We start from the raw sequence: 15,612 nt of genomic DNA, 5'->3' as shown, positions 1-15,612 counted from the left end.
CTCATTCCAGATGACGGAGCAGCGTTATGGGGAGTTCCAATGAAATGATGAGCGATGCATTCAGTCCGTCGCTTGAATGGCGGTGGACACAAATTCATGCATCACCTACGAGGGAAGAAGATGTATCGGGCAGGCGGTACGCGGGCAACGCATGGTGAACCGTGGCCCGAGTACGAAAGGGGCTAAAGCCAGGGACGTGAAGGTCTACAATGAAGGGCGAGCCCCTAGCAAATGAATTAGGTCAAGCCCTCTCAAGCGCGTACTTCACGATGCTTCCTCAGTATCCTCCAGACAAAAGTCATTTGGCTGGCTCCCGTCGAGACAACCGAGCATGCTGTCGACTTTAGAAATCCGGCATTTAGTAGAGCAAAGTTTTCTGCCATACGTTGCGAATGCACGTCGATCCGGGAGCGGCTTTGACGGTACGATTTTTCCACGACTCTTCAAACCAAGAAGTTGTTATCGTCACCGGAATCTCGGTGGCCCAACTGAGTAACGGGCATGCCATCGCAAACCTCATCGAGGGGCTTTGACAAGACCTCGAACTCTTAGCATCTGCCCCAGGCTACACAGTCAATCACCAGGCCTTTAGCTCGCAGCGTCGATGAAATCTATGCCCACGCTTCTGGCTAAATTCGACCAAATGCATGCCTTAGCAGGTATACGGCGATTAGTTCAATGTCTTTAAACCTTTGGATAAATCAAATAGGAGGCTCTAAAGTGAGTACAGATCGGGTCGACGTCCAAGCGGTTCATGGCGAAGTAGTCGTTATTGATGAGAATGCAGCAATCCGGATGCTACTAGCTGAAACATTGTCTGAGATCGGCTTAACTTCCATTGTTTTCGACAATGTTGACGCTGCGATGAACTACCTTTTGAGCGTCCAAGGTAATTGCGCACTCATCATTGCTGACCAAGGGATATCAAGCTCCTCCCAAGCAATTGATTTCATCCAAAAGGCAGCGGAGGAATGGCCATCTATCCCGGCGATACTCACATCTGGTCATGTCATAGAAGACCATTTAATTCCGCCCTCCTCCACTTATCTTCGAAAGCCTTACACCCTTGATCAGTTCGAGAGCATTATATTGACGATACTCCAAACTCATATCGCCCTACCGCAGAAGTGACGCGGTTGTTTCAGTAAAATCAGCTCAGCTAGCGATGGCTCCAGTGGTTGTTCCTAAGCGCACGTCGCAATAACGTAATGACGCAAGGCTTATACCACCCTAGAAATTCTCCCTCCAGCTCGCCTCCCTCTCTCAATACTGAAGCGCATACCGGCGGTAGTGCTCCAGATAACCTGTCTCCAGATTTCCTACCAACGAACGACACCCGACCAAAGCCAAGGAGACGCGTCCAATGTCTTAAATCTTCAGGATTGCTATGGCCCTCTTTTAGCCAGAAACGCACAGATCGTAGCGCCAGCTAGGCGATACTCGAGACCCAGGAGATGCTTGACCTCTGCGCCGAGAAGAACAACCGCCTCTCTCAAATGAGATACAAGGAGGCCCTCGGAGGGCCCTTTTGTACTCAAACCTAGATCACTTGGTCACCCAGGACTCAACGACTGCAGGATGTGATGACCTTTCACAATTCGCAAGACCGCCCATTCAATCGAATCACAACGTATATGAAATACCGACCTGCACCGTTTTCGGCGCCCCTGGATAAGCGTAAACGTTGCCGAACCCTCCCTCCTCATAATCTTCTTCCGTCAGGTTTTTCACATCCAGTTTCAGCCGGATTTTTTCGTTGAACTTGTAATAGCTTAGTAGATCGACAACGGTGTAGTTGCCCATCGAAAACGCCGTGGTGGCGGTCTGCCCTCCGCGCTCATCGACGTACTTGAGACCGGTGCCAAGCCCTAGTCCCTTGAGGGCACCATCCTGGAACTCGTAGACACTCAGCAAGCTGAAGTTGTTTTGCGGAATGTTCATCAGCCAGGTGCCAGACTTTATGACGTTGTCCTTGGTCACTTCGGCATCGACATAGGCGTAGTTGCCAATCAACCGCCATTGCTGGGTCAGGTGTCGGCGACGTTCAGATCGACATCACGACTGCGCACCTCGCCTGCCGCCACGCTGAGCCCTTTGGTACTCATTTCAGAATTACTTGGTCACCCAGGACTCAACGCTCGCAGAAGGGATTAAAAAAAGTCTTAATAAGCTTTGTTCTCAACCAAGCAATTGCCTCCATCCACCACGAGCAACTCACCTGTGATGTAACTCGCTTCAGGTGAAGCCAAGAATACAACGGCAGCGGCCACTTCCTCTGGCCGACCCGCTCTCCCAAGAGGTGTAGAGTGTGCTGCTTTGATTTCATCAGGAGTGCTCGACCCTGTAGCAATCCAACCAGGGGCAACTGAATTCACAGTGATACCTAGATGAGCAACCTCAAGAGCAAGACTCATGTTCATCCCTACCATTCCGGCCTTTGCTGCACTATAAGCAGCCTCTCCTGGATTACTGGCTCGTGTGCCTGTGGTTGAGCTGATGTTCACTATGCGGCCATATCCTCTGGCCCGCATTCCAGGCAACACCCCTTGAGTTAACAGGAACGCAGTTGTCAGATTTCTAGCTATGGAAAGATTCCAAGTTTCGAGGCTCGTATTCGTGAACTCGGCGAACGGTTCGGGACTACCTTGCATCGCCATACCGGCGTTATTTACAAGAATATCGATGCGGCCCCAGAGGGCCTCAGCCCAAGCGACGAACTCACTAACCTGAGTTTCCTGAGTTAAGTCTACCGGTCGACCCTCTGCTTCGAAGCCGGCGGCGCGTAACTCCGCAACCCGCTCATTGATGCGTGCGCTGCTTGCCGTGACGATCAGCTTGGCCCCTTGAACCCCAAGACGATGGGCAATAGACATACCGATTCCAAGCTCACTGCCCGCTCCACTCACAAGCGCCACTTGGTCTTCCCAGCTTGAATTCATCATCCTTGCCTCTGTTGAAGGTTTGCGAAGTGCACGAATGGAGGTGTAGCAGATAGCCGGAATCACCTGTTGAGGATTTGGTTACTGAGGTCGATATCTGCAAATAAAAAGGGCCCTCGACGGGCCCTTTTGTACTCAAATCAAACTCACTTGGTCAGCCAAGACTCGACTTTGTCCGAGCCATATTTTGCTTTCCATTCCTTCAGCGTACGGTGGTTGCCGCCTTTGGTTTCGACGACTTCGCCAGATTCCGGATTTTTGTAGACCTTCATTTGACGAGGCTTGCGGGTGCTGCTCTTCGACTCAGCAGTGGGTGCGCGACGACCCGCCTTTGGATCAAGTAGGTTGACGATGTCTTTTAAGCTGAAGCCGTACTTCGCCAATAAGGCACGGAGCTTTGTTTCGAATTCGATTTCGGCCTTCAAGCCCGCGTCACCTTTGAGGGCTTCGAGTGCTTGAAGCTGTTCAGCTAGGTGTTTTTCGAGCTGACGGAACTCTGCGAGCTTGGACATGATAAATCTCTCCGTGATTGTTATTCTAACGTTACACCAAAAACTCCAATTTGCATGAAGCGAGGTGCGTTTACTTTACTCATTAAGTCGTCTCCGTTGCAGAATTAGCACTTGAGCAAACGTCCTTAATAGACATTTGGCGACGAGCGAAGGTTCGTAATATCGCAACAGAACATTGGTGAGATGGCGCCGCATCTGACTCTGGTTTTCGGAACGAAATTGTCATCGGTGGTGTCGTTTGTATTAGACACCTTGGTGTCGGAATCCCGTTCAGATAAAGAGGTAGTTTTCATGAACAATATCATCTACATCGTTGGGGCAGTGGTGATCGTCCTAGTCATCCTGTCGTTTGTCGGCCTTGTATAGTCAGCCTGCCCCAGCTGAAGCCCATTCTGCTGACGCCGCTAGCGGTTCAGTCCGAGCTAAACCACGGTACTCAGAGTAGTTTCAGACATGTATCCGACGACTCCTGACGGTCGCTACTTTGTGGTCAAAGGGTGGCTGTGGCGATGCACCAATCCGTCGCTGAGTGAGGATGTGCGGCAGGGTCTCGTCGACGAACTGATGGCGGCGCGTCGTGCGGTAAAGGCAGCCAAAGCCTCCGGAGATCCTGGTCAGTTAAAGTTAGCCAGGGCGAGCGTCCAAACAGCGAAGGTGGCGCTCGGGGAGCGCGGGCCGGTTTGGTGGGACGATGGGAGTCCTGACTTCAACCGGCATCAGGTTGTGAACACACCCTATGCCGAGTGGTATCACTCTTTAGGCAATCTTGATCAGCTCTCGGACACGTCCATAACAAAAGCGAAGTGAGATCCCACTTTCATAATCCCCACTCAACCTTTTAAGAATACGGCGATTTTGTTTCCGACTGGATCGCGAAGGTAAGCGACATAGAAGTCAGAAGTGTATGCCTCTCGGATACCTGGCTCTCCTTCATCTGTCCCGCCATTGGCAAGACCGGCTGCGTGAACTTCATTTACCTTCGCCCTGGACGAGGCCCGCAACGCCGGCATCATTCCGTTCCCTGGAATAGCAGGCTCACTATTGAAGGGTTGGGCGATGTGAATACTTCCTGGCCCATTGGACTTGTCCACTGTGTCGGGAAGAGAGAAACAGTAATGTCCTTCTGACTGATCTTTCTCATAGCCTAGCGGCGATAGGATGGCGTCATAGAACCGTGCGGAAGTCCAAATCGTTGGCGCCTATGAACAGATAGCTGAGCATGGATTCCTCCTCGAGGGATCAATGAATCATTAGCAATTGCTTTGTCTCTGCTGCCTGTTTGAAATCGAGCAATACACAAAAGCCACTCGGAATCGTCAACCGCACTGGTTATAGGAATTATGCACGAAAATCAGGGAGACCCGTGCAGTTCAGCCACCAAGAGTGGCTTATTGAGGTCAACATCCATCTGACCGACTAACGAAGTGATACGATCGAACAGATGCGTACCCACAGGCAGCATTCGCTCCGGGAGCGCGTTCATGTCGGCTACCAGAAGCTCGAGAGTTCGGGATACGGAGAGATGAACTTCTATCGGTTCAGCGGTCTTGCTCTGAACGTGGTTCTCAGCAGTGATGATGGGGATACGTGGATCATTCATGATCAAACCTTATCTGCTTTCGACGTCGCCGCAGCAGGAATTTCGCCTATTTGGATGACGACTTGTTACTCCGATTACAGGGGCTTTTTGAAGTGAAAAATTATGGCTCAGCAATAATTATGGCTGAGCCATAATTCGGAATAATCCAGTTTTGCCATTTCCACACCGTTAGTGAAACTTGAATCACAAGCAGAACACCGTCCAAAGCTGTTCGACCTACGTCGTAATGCGCCTCTATGGTGACAAAACAAGCCGGGAGGCCAAGATCTTGAAAAGCTCTGCGAGCATTCGCGCGTCGAGTAACGCATGGTGGGGCAGATCAGGCAGCTCGACCTGTTCAAGAGCTTCCGCATCGATTTTATTTAAAAGGATAGTGAGGTCGGTCGGTTGATTCATAACCTGGGCTGGCCAAGGTTGATTATCTGCACAAACGAGATCGCGGAAAAACTTCCAATCCCAATGCGGCGCATCAGAGCACACTTCAAGATCCTCATCGAAGCCACTTAGAAACCTTCGAAGAGAGGCTCGGGCCTCTACAAACGACTGACCATATCGTAATAGATCGAGCTGCGGTAGGACGTTTTGGATGACGAAATCACTGCAGTCCTCGACCAAATAGGTATCCGTCAGCTCAACGTAAAACTCTTTGACCGCCTCAGATACTAGCGCCAGGGATATCAGCTTCGAGTCTCGATTCAGCTGAGTGAATTCGCAATCTAGGAATATCTTCAACGTCCGATCCCTTCAAAGATTGTTAGCGTGACCTTAGCCGTGCCGACCCAACTATTTACAGTACACCGTCCATAGCTGATCAACCCGCGTCGTAAAACTCTGACTCATCATCTCCCGACGCATCCCCCAGTCTGGATCAGTCGGCACACTCGCGAGTCGCATCGTCCCCCTGCCCCACCTGCCATTGATGGCGTCCAAAACGCCCATTACTTTCTCGGTCGCTTCCGGTTGAGAGATCGAAAACAAGTCGTCGGTGTACTCGCCCTTCAGGCAAAGGTTAACCAGAAGCACCTCAGCTTTGCTGTATTTGAAACCAGGTCGGAAGACTCGATCCACCGCTTCCACGGCAGCCTTTGTCATCAACCGGACATCGTCAGTTGGGTACGGTAATTCGACCAATACTCCATTAGCGTATTTGGCTTCCTCCGGATTGAACATACCGGTGCGAATGCTGACCCTTATTTTCTTGCACAAGGACTTCTGAGCCCGGAGTTTCTCCGTAGCTCGCATCATGTATGTAGCGACCGCCTCCTTGATCGGCACTATCTCGGTGAGACGTTTGCCGAACATTCGACTGCAGCAAATTTCCTGCTTTGGTGGATCAGGCTCGTCAAGCTCAAGGCATGGCGTACCCGCGAGCTCCCGCGCCGTCTTCTCAACCACTACGCTGAATTTCTTACGCAACGTCCAGGGATCGGTTTTGGAGAGATCCCAAGCGGACTTAATGCCCATGCCTTCCAAGTGAAGAGTCATTTTGCGTCCGACACCCCATACGTCCGAGACCGAACATTTCTTAAGTACCCAGTCACGCTTGGTTTGGTCACGAAGATCAACCACGCCACCACTCTGCGCTTGCCATTTTTTAGCGGCGTGATTGGCGAGCTTGCTGAGGGTTTTAGTGCTGGCGATACCGACACCTACAGGAATGCCAGTGCCACGATATACCTGCGCACGGATACGACGACCAAGCGACTCAAGATCACCTGGCACGCCTGATAAATCCGCGAATGCCTCATCGATGCTGTAGACCTCAACCGCAGGTACAAGGGACTCGATCACGCTCATCACGCGCTGGCTCATGTCGCCATACAACGCGTAGTTCGACGAGAACGCGACGATGCCGTGCTGCTTAAGTTTGTGCTGGATCTGAAAGTATGGCTCACCCATTTTCACGAACGGCTTGGCGTCGTAGCTCCGGGCAATCACACACCCGTCGTTGTTGCTGAGCACGACGATTGGGGTGTTGCGCAAATCGGGTCTGAATACACGTTCGCAGGATGCGTAGAAGCTGTTGCAGTCGATTAGGGCGAAGGCCCGCTCAGGCTTTTTCATGGCTGCGCACGCTGTACATCACGACGCCCCAGACCAACAGCTCTTCTCCATCCATCATGTACCGCGAAGGGTATTTCGGGTTCTCAGACTTCAGAATGATCTGCCCGCACTCCTTGACCAGCCGCTTACAGACGGGCTCGCAATCTACTGCCGCAATGACAATATGCCCGGACTCCACTTCCATGGATCTGTCCACAACGGCCAGGTCGCCCGGAAAAATTCCGGCACCGATCATGCTGTCGCCTTCGATCCGCACCAGGTACATGTGGGGTGCTCGCAGATCCAAAAGCTCATCCAATGAGACCTTCTGCTCAAGATGGTCTGCCGCAGGCGATGGAAAACCCGCAGGAACGCGGTAAGAATAGAACGGGAGCTGAACGCCGCTACTGGAAAGCGGGCCTAGGATGGTGACCATAATGCAAATCGCCGGAATACTGTATTTTCGTACAGTAAACCGCTGAACGGGGTTTGCGGTCAAACGGAAACCATCAAACTCGACAGGGGGTGTCCGCCTCATCCTGTTAGAGCCTGCGATGGGAAACCAAATCCTCCCCAAGTGAGAGCAGCGAGCCGGCAGGCTAAGGCGCACCTGCTCCAAATCGAGGAATTGATCTGAAACGAGCTTCAGAGTCTCAACGCCCAATTACACACCCATTTACACCCATTTAACGAAAGCGTCCGGCAAATGCACCCTACGTCAATGCAAGCACCCCGGCCCATCCACAGATTTAACAGTGCGCCTGCTACCAGTCCAGCCGTGATGCAGTCGCTTCTTCGCGCAAGCGCCTAGCCTTTACTGCGCGACACGTTCAATCGGGAAATGGGAAGCGGTAAACCCACCAGCAGGAAGTGGGCGCTTTCAGTCATCTCCCCAACGATCGAACTTGTCCCCATACCTAGCGTGCAAAGCGCGATTGCGCTCGATCCGCCTGATCCACGGATCGTAGTCCTCAGGCAATGCGGCGAGCTTAGCGCTGATGATCATTTGCACCGCTTTGTCACACAGTAACCTGCTGGTCAGCTCGCGATATTCGCCACGCGTAACCACACCATAAATTGCATGATTGTTTTACATAGAGATGGGTCATTCCCACACGCATATGGCCATATTTTTTTACGTCACCGGGGTAGATGTCCTCTAGGCTCAGGTATCCCATATCGACTCCGGGCTAAGAATGCACTCGCTGAATAGCACTGCCTGTACGTTCCACAATCTTCAAAGGCGCCACCGAAAACGTGCACCATCATTGCAATCGTCTCTTCGCGCCAGCGCCTTCAAAAGCCAGCCAACAACAAGCGATTTAATGTGCGCATGATAGCCTTCGCTCAGTTACCACCGTTCCGAGAATCTGCTTTGAACACACCAAACGCACATCCCGATTTCAACACACTGATCAATGCACCGAAATTCTCCGACGACCCCATTGGGCACCGGCAGAAAAAGCGATGGCAGCTCATCGCTGGCGACATCTACAAAAGCACATCCAAAGAGGCATTGCTCGAAGCAAGGGGCAGAGCCGAAGGCTATATCCATGGTTTTGTCGACGCTGGGCATTTGTCGACAAGAGACCCCGAACGCGACTATCTCATTTTGAGCATCGTCCAGCGGCGACGTGAGTTTTTGCAGAAACTGCTGAGCGAGTACCGTTACTAAGCCAAGGCCGCTGTGAGCCGTCCGATGGTAAAACCAGGCGTCACAGAATAGAGTCAGTTTGAAGCGCTCCGCACGGCTAACTCGGAGCGCTGCTAATTCAAACCGTATTAGGCCTAGTAAGCGATGTCTCAGTGGTCTGACTGAACGCGGTGGCGGAGCTTATCCTGGACGGCGTGCCACTCTTCTATCGAGATCAGAACAGCGCTCCTTTGCTCACTATCGATGAAAATCGGTTTACGAGTCATGATTACCTTCTCAAGCAACTCATCGAAATTTCTCGCTGCCCAAGCAACTGTCCAGCGTTCATCAACTGCCATGCAGTTCCACTCCTCCAGAACATTCAATCCACAGATTGGAGACGTTCACCGGAACGAAGCAACTCAAGAAAACTACGTCGCCCGCCCCCACGCTTGAAGCTTCCAATAAGGTAATTTCCTTCTCTCGTCTCAAGAAGCCAGAAACGCCCTTCTTTCCATGCCCTTTGGATTTTTTCTGTGCGAACAATTCCGCCATTGGCTGTCCGATACGCGTCGTCTTGCTGCAGGTGATCGAAAGACACTCCAAGGCACCTATCATCAATAATCACTGCATCACTGATAAAAGCCGTAATGGCCACGGTGTATTTTCGGAGACTCGCTTGTACGAGGCGACTCATTTGAAAGTCACTGAGATATTTACTATGAAATTCGACTTCGATAATTTCAGGCATCCAACCCAGGCTCCAAAACGACTTTGTATAAATTGTCGACGAGCATCGCTTATGCGGATGTAGAGACCGCCCTCAAGAGTGATGCCAATCTTCCAGATTGCGTGTACATCGTGGGCTCTACCGAGCAATACAACACGTTCAAGGCAGCCTGGGATCCGGCCAATACGCACCTGCAAACCATGATAAAGCGCGGCATGAAGGCAGGCTTTGACTTCGTGAAGCAATACACCTTCGTTGAGTGGGATGGCACAAACTTCAACCACCACGCCCTTGGAGCGCATCCGGGCCCTTACAACGTGGATCTGAAGCTTCTCATGACCCATGGCGTAAATAGCCTCATAGAGAAGAACAATGCCATCCACCAGGCTCCCTCTGGGCATGTGTTCAAGCACCCTTCCCAACGGCGGAACAAGGTCTTCATCCAAGCAAGGGAAATAGCCTCAGGTGAGGCAGAGTTGTACGTTGTCGCGTACCTGATTACGCTATGCCACGGGCGGGCCCTGCAAGGCAGCACTAAGGTCTTCATCGATACCATGGGTATCTATGCCTACGTCAAGTGCGCCCTGGCCCTGTGCCGCTCCGAGGCAGAGATCGTCAGCTTCCACTCCTATGATGAGTTGGAGAAGATCAATCCTCCATCGGATCCCTATTTCTGCATTGTCTCCGCCTCGACGTCCGGAAGCATGGCAGAAAAGATGGCAAGTAGCGTGTGGAATCCCCGGCGAATCGCCACCATCGTCGATGTGACGTCCCAGGGACGAGCCGGCGACGTAATGGTCGCGCTTGATAACATGGGGGTCGCCTTCCCGGACTTGAAAGTCAGCGACGGCACCTTGATCGAGATCATCGGCGAGAATTTCTCGTCCAAAGCCAAGCCTCCTCGACCAGTCGTTCTCGGTCAGCCACATACTCCGAAAGCCCTGGCCGATTTTCATCAATACTTTGGTTTCTCGATACACCCCTTCAATACCCAAGTCGGAACAAAGAGCAAGCTGCTGCAGCTTGATGTCATCACGGTGCTGGAAGACGTAGAGTTTCAGAAATGGCTCGACGCAGAAATTGACTGGTCATTCCCCCTGACCGTCAGTCACGTTATCCACGCCGATGACGAGGCTTCCAAGGCTCTCGCGGGGATCGTCGTGGCTCGCCTGCGCACTCGCCTGGCTGCTGGTTCGTCGATTACGGTGCTTCCGTACCAAGAACTGGAGAAGGACAACTGCAAAGACGCCACTGGCGTAGTGATCGTTTCCACCGTCGCCAGAGATGGCGGCGTACTTCGCGAGATCAGTCGCGATCTGCGCTCGTACATCAAAGCGTACATCCCGAGGCATTTTCTCTCCCCGATCGGGATCCCCCAGACGAACGCGTCATGGAACCAATTGCGCATGTTCCTGGTTCGAAACCCCACGACCAGGGAGTACGGCTTCTCCAACTGGATCCAGCTACCCCTTGGGGAAGACTCCAATGACACCTCTTGGTATCGCTTGATCGCGACTCACAAGGCTAATTCGGATCAAAGCATCCATGAATTAGGCCTTGGGCACCTGCCCGACTCCTCCAACATCCTGCCGTCCCTCGATCTGGCTGGTAAAGCAGCCTTAAACGCGTTTCGAGGTTTTTTGCTTTCGCCACGAGGCAACACGCTGCGCCTTTCGGAAGGTTTTCTCTTTTTCGGAAACAAAACCGATATCGCCAAGCGCTACGCCGACGTTGAGCCCAGCATGGTGCACCTCACCATATCAGCCGTGCTCCAAAACGCCCGGGAACACAAAGATCACGAAAGGCGCCTCTGCCCCAATGGCTACGAGTCGGTCGTATTGGCCCCAGAGTGCTTCCTCAGGTTCAACGAAGCCATCCTGCAAGCGTGCATGTTGAGGGCATGCCATCCAGCGGAGTTGGACTACTCATCCAGCCCTGAGCTCAGCAAGGTGATGAAAGAGCTTTTGGTAAAAGTGTTTGCACGTTCGGACAAGGACTTCGGCGATGCAGCCCTGGAGTTCGCCGCCGCGATCGCTTTGGGCTCGCTTCGGCTTGCGAAGACGGATATGGAGACGCTACTGGACGGTGCGTTGAAGCAACACGCTGGCCAGGAGTCCGAATTGCTCGGGATGCTTGTGCTGGCTACGCAAGCAAGTCGCTAAGCTGACCCGCTAAGTGTTCGGCTTGCCAGCCATGGTATGCCGAATACAGGGGGATCAAACCAATAGGCCAAATTCAGTGAGCCAAATCAACAGCCCGCTGAGCCTGCTGAGCCATAGATGCCCGAGCCAGCCAGAAGCATCAATTGTGACTGGCGGTATGAGCTGCCCGGTCTCGATAGGCTGAGGCCCTGCCGTAAAGCTGATGGATCAATGAGCCACGACTCAACAGTATCCGCGCCGTACTGCTCTTTCCAAGCCTTCAGGCCTTTGTGATTCCCACCCCTGGTCTCGATAAATTTGCCCGAGTGGGGATTTTTTGTAGACCTTATGCTGCGTAACTTAATACCTTATTGAGTACGCATCTAGAAGAAACTTTAAATTGCTGACTGTTGGCTCGTACACCTGCCTTGATACCATTGCACCATCAGGATGATGCTGAATAGGATAATCAGACTCGACATCATAAAAATTATGAGTAACACCCTTAACATCTATGATGTTGGCCTCAAGGGGAGTGGTGGCATATGGATTGTAATATATATGCAGCCCATCAAAATGAGTTTCTCGATGGTAAGACGAATGGTAAATATGCATATCAGAACCAGCCACACAACTGCCAAAGTCACTTCGAGTAGAGATAAGATAATTCAACGACCCTAATTTATAGCCCTTTACCCCCATACCGCTCAACCCTTGAAGGGCGATGAATTCATCCTTATTGAATTGTCTGAAATTCGTAGCCCTAACTATTCTCTCGATACCGCTCTCCACTACCGCCTTGCCGAAAGTACCAGTGGTAGAAAAAATGACTGCACTAATTTCCTTGTAGGAGTCATTTGTAAATATACCCAACTCAATTGGCGCGCCCGACGGTTTGTTAATACTTGAGACCTTTCGTTGCTTTCCTGTTTCAAAGGCATACGCGTCAGGAGGTTCTATACCAAAAAGAACACGATTTATTATTTCATTATTTTGCGTAAGCGATAGATCACTATCGAATGGAGCAATTGCAATGACGAACGGCCTGTCGCGCACGTGCTCAAGGGATGAGTAGGGGAATTTTTTCCCATTGACCCCAGCAAAAAGATCTTTTTTGTCTTTTAATTTCCCCATGAGCTTAAAGGTGCAGTGATCCCTAAACTCTTTCTCGTTCAACGAGTTTGCTTTGGGAGCAGTAGCGCTTGGGCGATCTGATACGACCGCCTCAATACTGAACTGACATCCGCTTGGCGTGCTGACGCAAAAGTCCGGGCTCCCCTTTGAGTAGTCGACAGAAAAGCCAAGATCAATGATCATCTTATTGAGATACAACTCCCAAAATGCAGAGTTGAAGGTAGTTTGAAACTCATTGATGAATTTTGTTTGCTCTCCCGATCTCTCCAGCAGCCCTTTGCCCCATGACTGGATCACGTCCTTCACTGGCGCGTAACAAGGGTCACTGGAGATTTTCTTGAAAGATTCATGCAGTCTATTTTGTGGCAGCTTTGTTTTAAAAAGATCCATCTCATATGCCTTCTGAATAAAATACTTTCAATGAGGAGGATTAGAGGGCAGCTCAGTAACGGATTTTAAGTAATATTTGTCTAGAGGACTAATTTTATTTGGCCAACGCCCCGTAAACAGGCACCTCCATGGCAATGCCCCCTCCCCCTCCTGCTCAACCTCTGGCTTTGCTCAGTCAGACCTTGCTCGGCTTCAAGCCTTACTCGACCTCAGGCGACTCAGCTGACGGGAGTTCTCTCGTCCCCAGTTGCAACAGCGCTTCGCGCCAGTAGACTGCTAGCCTCGACCAATTTCGACATGAGTATCGACTCACCGCTGTAACCGCCTGGCTGCGCGATGCCCCAGCCAGGCGGTAGCAAGCGCAAAAGGATTTGTATGGCCGGTATCAAGATGACCCACGCCTTCGATCAAAAAGGCGTCAAATGGGCTGCAGACGAATACTCCAAGGGCATGGGCGCAGAACCCCTGAACTGTGAGCGCTGCGACGCCACAGTAATTCATGTCGGTTCCTTCACTCGGGACTGCTACGACAACCCCTCAAAGGTTCGTGCCTTCTTCCGCTTGCAACCTAATGGAGCGCACGGCCCCAACTGCCGTTTCGGCTCGTGAAGCCTCTTTGGAGGCAACCCCGCCACTAGCGGCGTTATACGCCCGCGAAATCACAGCCGGTCAGGCATTTCCTGCGGTGTATGCGTCAAATAACCCAGATTCGAAAAAGTACTGGACTCGCCAGTTGCTCATAGCCGCAACTGATTCCGGTGATCGGTCAATGCTCATCACCGCCCTGCAAGAACCAGAGTTCGCCAACCTAAAAACGGATGCACGAAAGGCGCTGCGTCTGGTGGATATTCTGACGTATGGGCCGAATATAGAACTAGGGTGACCTAGATGAGCTCCATCAGGCATGAAAGCTATAGCGCTGCATCCAACTCCCATCGGCACGCAGCCACGCTTCGTGCAGTATCAGGATGGATGTTGGGTCTCCCCGTCTCGATCCGGTTATAAGACCGAAGCTAGTGACATGCTGGCTTACTCAACGATTCAGCTGCAAGTGTTAGCATCGCCAGAACGACATCAGCCCGAACCCTAGCGCATGCCTCGTACCCAGCAAAACCTCACCAAGCTGAGAGACGCCTTCAGCGAGATTCTTGGTAATCAAAAAGACCACTACACGGATGCACGGATCCCTGAATTGCTCTTCAAGCTGGGTCTTGATGACTGCACTGAGTACGACTCCAAAAGGCGGCATCTCCAGAAAGCCGTAGAAGCTGCGGGGGATGTCCAAATAGTGGCTGCCGCTCAGAGGGCTTTAGAGCTAATTGGCTTCGAGGTTCATGAGCGCGACCAGCTTCAAGAGCTTGTGTGGGACGATGGGACAGCACCTGTCATTCCAGGTCGCTACCGTCGAGAGCTGGCAGAAAAGCTCAACGCCATAGACCTGTACATGGAAAGGGATGCGTTCGAACAGGTGCTCAACGAGTTCTGGCGAATCGACACGATGTCGTTCGTGAACTTGATCCGACCGACCCCGACACTTCGCCAAGAAATTGTCCGTCACTACATCGAGAATCCCGACTGGGATGCGGTGACGCTGTTCGACAGACTCGGGGCGTTTCAGTCCTCGCATCCCCGATTTGGGCGATTCGTCGAAGCCCTGGCTTCGTCGCAGGTATTGCCCAACGAACCCGCTCAACGAAAATTCATCGAAATCGTTAACGACATCCTCAAAGCATGTGGAGTCCACGTTGTCGTAGGGGTGGGAGAGGATGCGTTCCTGACTGCCTCCTTGGCCTACGTAGGAACAGGCAAACAGTCATCCCCCAAGAACCTCATCTTTGCTTCTACCACGAAGCCAGACCTGCGACTGGGCAACGCCCTGGACAACGATATCGAGGTGATGTCTGACCCAACGGATGTCCTGATCTATGACCGTCCGATCGGGAGTTCTGGTCTCCTGTGGCGGGACTTGCAGGCTTGGTACTCCCAAGCTTATGGCGTCGAGGAAAGCCAAGCCAAAAAAAGCCTGTATCGACGTCTGGAAGCGAGCTTGCCGAAATCATCGCCCCCTCAAGCGCTGGCCTTTAGCAGTTTCTTCAAAGCCTTCACGACAGCGATTCCTGATCTTCCAGTCTTGCTGCCTGAGGTCTGGTTTCACTGGGATCCCCAAACGGTCTCACGGCGCGGTAAGGAGGCACTGTTGAGGTCGCGCATGGACTTCCTACTGCTTCTTCCGGGCGGGGTGCGGGTTGTCATCGAGATTGATGGCAAACACCACTATTCCGACGCAAACGGGCGCCCAAATCCACGCCTCTACGCAGAGATGATGGCAGCTGACAGGGCATTGAGGCTAGTGGGGTATGAGGTCTATCGTTTTGGCGCTTATGAACTCGGGCAGCCCAATGGGGAGGAGGTGCTTATTGGATTCTATCGCTCATTGTTTGAGCGGTACTCGCTGTTGCGGGCACCGTGATTCTATTCGACCCGGCACGT

At 52.1% G+C, this 15,612-nt stretch carries 15 protein-coding genes and 2 pseudogenes; 6 read left to right on the top strand and 11 right to left on the bottom strand.

Translation table 11 applies throughout. The features are described from left to right. Positions 1-720 precede the first annotated feature (720 nt). Positions 721-1,131, top strand: coding sequence for a hypothetical protein (locus tag ACIPL2_RS07570; RefSeq protein ID WP_401354504.1), 411 nt, complete (start codon positions 721-723; stop codon positions 1,129-1,131). A 492-nt stretch (positions 1,132-1,623) separates the two neighbouring features. Here ACIPL2_RS07570 and ACIPL2_RS07565 read toward each other — a convergent pair. The 3 genes and pseudogenes from ACIPL2_RS07565 to ACIPL2_RS07555 form a co-directional block, all read right to left on the bottom strand. Beyond that, a pseudogene (locus tag ACIPL2_RS07565) lies at positions 1,624-2,087 on the bottom strand (TonB-dependent receptor domain-containing protein); the annotation flags it as partial. A 75-nt stretch (positions 2,088-2,162) separates the two neighbouring features. Next, complete coding sequence (locus tag ACIPL2_RS07560) at positions 2,163-2,939, bottom strand: SDR family NAD(P)-dependent oxidoreductase (protein WP_401354802.1); 777 nt, start codon at positions 2,937-2,939, stop codon at positions 2,163-2,165. 146 nt (positions 2,940-3,085) lie between these two features. Further along, positions 3,086-3,451 (bottom strand): histone-like nucleoid-structuring protein, MvaT/MvaU family, encoded by a 366-nt coding sequence (locus ACIPL2_RS07555; RefSeq protein ID WP_401354501.1) that lies wholly within the window; start codon positions 3,449-3,451, stop codon positions 3,086-3,088. A 453-nt stretch (positions 3,452-3,904) separates the two neighbouring features. On the opposite strand from ACIPL2_RS07555, the gene ACIPL2_RS07550 reads away from it, so the two are divergent. Beyond that, on the top strand, positions 3,905-4,258 hold the full coding sequence (locus ACIPL2_RS07550) for a hypothetical protein (RefSeq protein WP_401354500.1): 354 nt from the start codon (positions 3,905-3,907) through the stop codon (positions 4,256-4,258). Positions 4,259-4,802: 544 nt separating this feature from the next. Here the strand turns inward: ACIPL2_RS07550 and ACIPL2_RS07545 are convergent. The 4 genes from ACIPL2_RS07545 to ACIPL2_RS07530 form a co-directional block, all read right to left on the bottom strand. Next, positions 4,803-5,051 carry a hypothetical protein gene (locus ACIPL2_RS07545; protein ID WP_401354498.1) on the bottom strand — a complete coding sequence of 83 codons (249 nt, stop codon included), beginning with the start codon at positions 5,049-5,051 and terminating at the stop codon, positions 4,803-4,805. A 234-nt stretch (positions 5,052-5,285) separates the two neighbouring features. Next, a complete protein-coding gene (locus ACIPL2_RS07540; protein ID WP_401354497.1) occupies positions 5,286-5,783 on the bottom strand; it encodes a hypothetical protein in 498 nt (165 codons plus the stop codon). Positions 5,784-5,834: 51 nt separating this feature from the next. Next, positions 5,835-7,115: a translesion error-prone DNA polymerase V subunit UmuC gene (gene umuC / locus ACIPL2_RS07535; RefSeq protein WP_401354495.1), complete on the bottom strand. Its 1,281-nt coding sequence runs from the start codon at positions 7,113-7,115 to the stop codon at positions 5,835-5,837. Next, positions 7,102-7,533 carry a LexA family protein gene (locus ACIPL2_RS07530; protein ID WP_401354800.1) on the bottom strand — a complete coding sequence of 144 codons (432 nt, stop codon included), beginning with the start codon at positions 7,531-7,533 and terminating at the stop codon, positions 7,102-7,104. Before ACIPL2_RS07530 ends, umuC begins: the two co-directional genes overlap by 14 nt. A gap of 936 nt (positions 7,534-8,469) precedes the next feature. Here ACIPL2_RS07530 and ACIPL2_RS07525 point away from each other — a divergent pair. Further along, positions 8,470-8,769 (top strand): hypothetical protein, encoded by a 300-nt coding sequence (locus tag ACIPL2_RS07525; RefSeq protein ID WP_401354493.1) that lies wholly within the window; start codon positions 8,470-8,472, stop codon positions 8,767-8,769. A 128-nt stretch (positions 8,770-8,897) separates the two neighbouring features. Here ACIPL2_RS07525 and ACIPL2_RS07520 read toward each other — a convergent pair whose 3' ends face one another. Both ACIPL2_RS07520 and ACIPL2_RS07515 read right to left on the bottom strand, forming a co-directional pair. Beyond that, positions 8,898-9,086: a hypothetical protein gene (locus tag ACIPL2_RS07520; RefSeq protein ID WP_401354491.1), complete on the bottom strand. Its 189-nt coding sequence runs from the start codon at positions 9,084-9,086 to the stop codon at positions 8,898-8,900. Positions 9,087-9,109: 23 nt separating this feature from the next. After that, positions 9,110-9,478, bottom strand: coding sequence for a hypothetical protein (locus ACIPL2_RS07515; RefSeq protein WP_401354489.1), 369 nt, complete (start codon positions 9,476-9,478; stop codon positions 9,110-9,112). A 32-nt stretch (positions 9,479-9,510) separates the two neighbouring features. Between ACIPL2_RS07515 and ACIPL2_RS07510 the strand changes: the two genes are divergently transcribed. Further along, entirely contained in the window at positions 9,511-11,619 is a 2,109-nt protein-coding gene (locus ACIPL2_RS07510) for a hypothetical protein (protein WP_401354486.1), read from the top strand. Positions 11,620-11,831: 212 nt separating this feature from the next. Here ACIPL2_RS07510 and ACIPL2_RS07505 read toward each other — a convergent pair. Further along, positions 11,832-11,936, bottom strand: a pseudogene (locus tag ACIPL2_RS07505) (transcriptional regulator); the annotation flags it as partial. 22 nt (positions 11,937-11,958) lie between these two features. Beyond that, positions 11,959-13,122, bottom strand: a complete 1,164-nt coding sequence (locus tag ACIPL2_RS07500) for a hypothetical protein (protein WP_401354484.1) — start codon at positions 13,120-13,122, stop codon at positions 11,959-11,961. A 375-nt stretch (positions 13,123-13,497) separates the two neighbouring features. Here ACIPL2_RS07500 and ACIPL2_RS07495 point away from each other — a divergent pair, with 375 nt between their 5' ends. Then, positions 13,498-13,731, top strand: coding sequence for a hypothetical protein (locus ACIPL2_RS07495; RefSeq protein ID WP_401354482.1), 234 nt, complete (start codon positions 13,498-13,500; stop codon positions 13,729-13,731). Positions 13,732-14,215: 484 nt separating this feature from the next. Beyond that, positions 14,216-15,592 (top strand): hypothetical protein, encoded by a 1,377-nt coding sequence (locus ACIPL2_RS07490; RefSeq protein WP_401354480.1) that lies wholly within the window; start codon positions 14,216-14,218, stop codon positions 15,590-15,592. Positions 15,593-15,612 lie beyond the last annotated feature (20 nt).

This window comes from Pseudomonas sp. NPDC086251 (assembly GCF_044746405.1).
Classification (GTDB): Bacteria; Pseudomonadota; Gammaproteobacteria; order Pseudomonadales; family Pseudomonadaceae; genus Aquipseudomonas.
The sequence above is the reverse complement of the archived record's forward strand: the minus strand, read 5'-3'. Positions and strand labels throughout refer to the sequence as shown.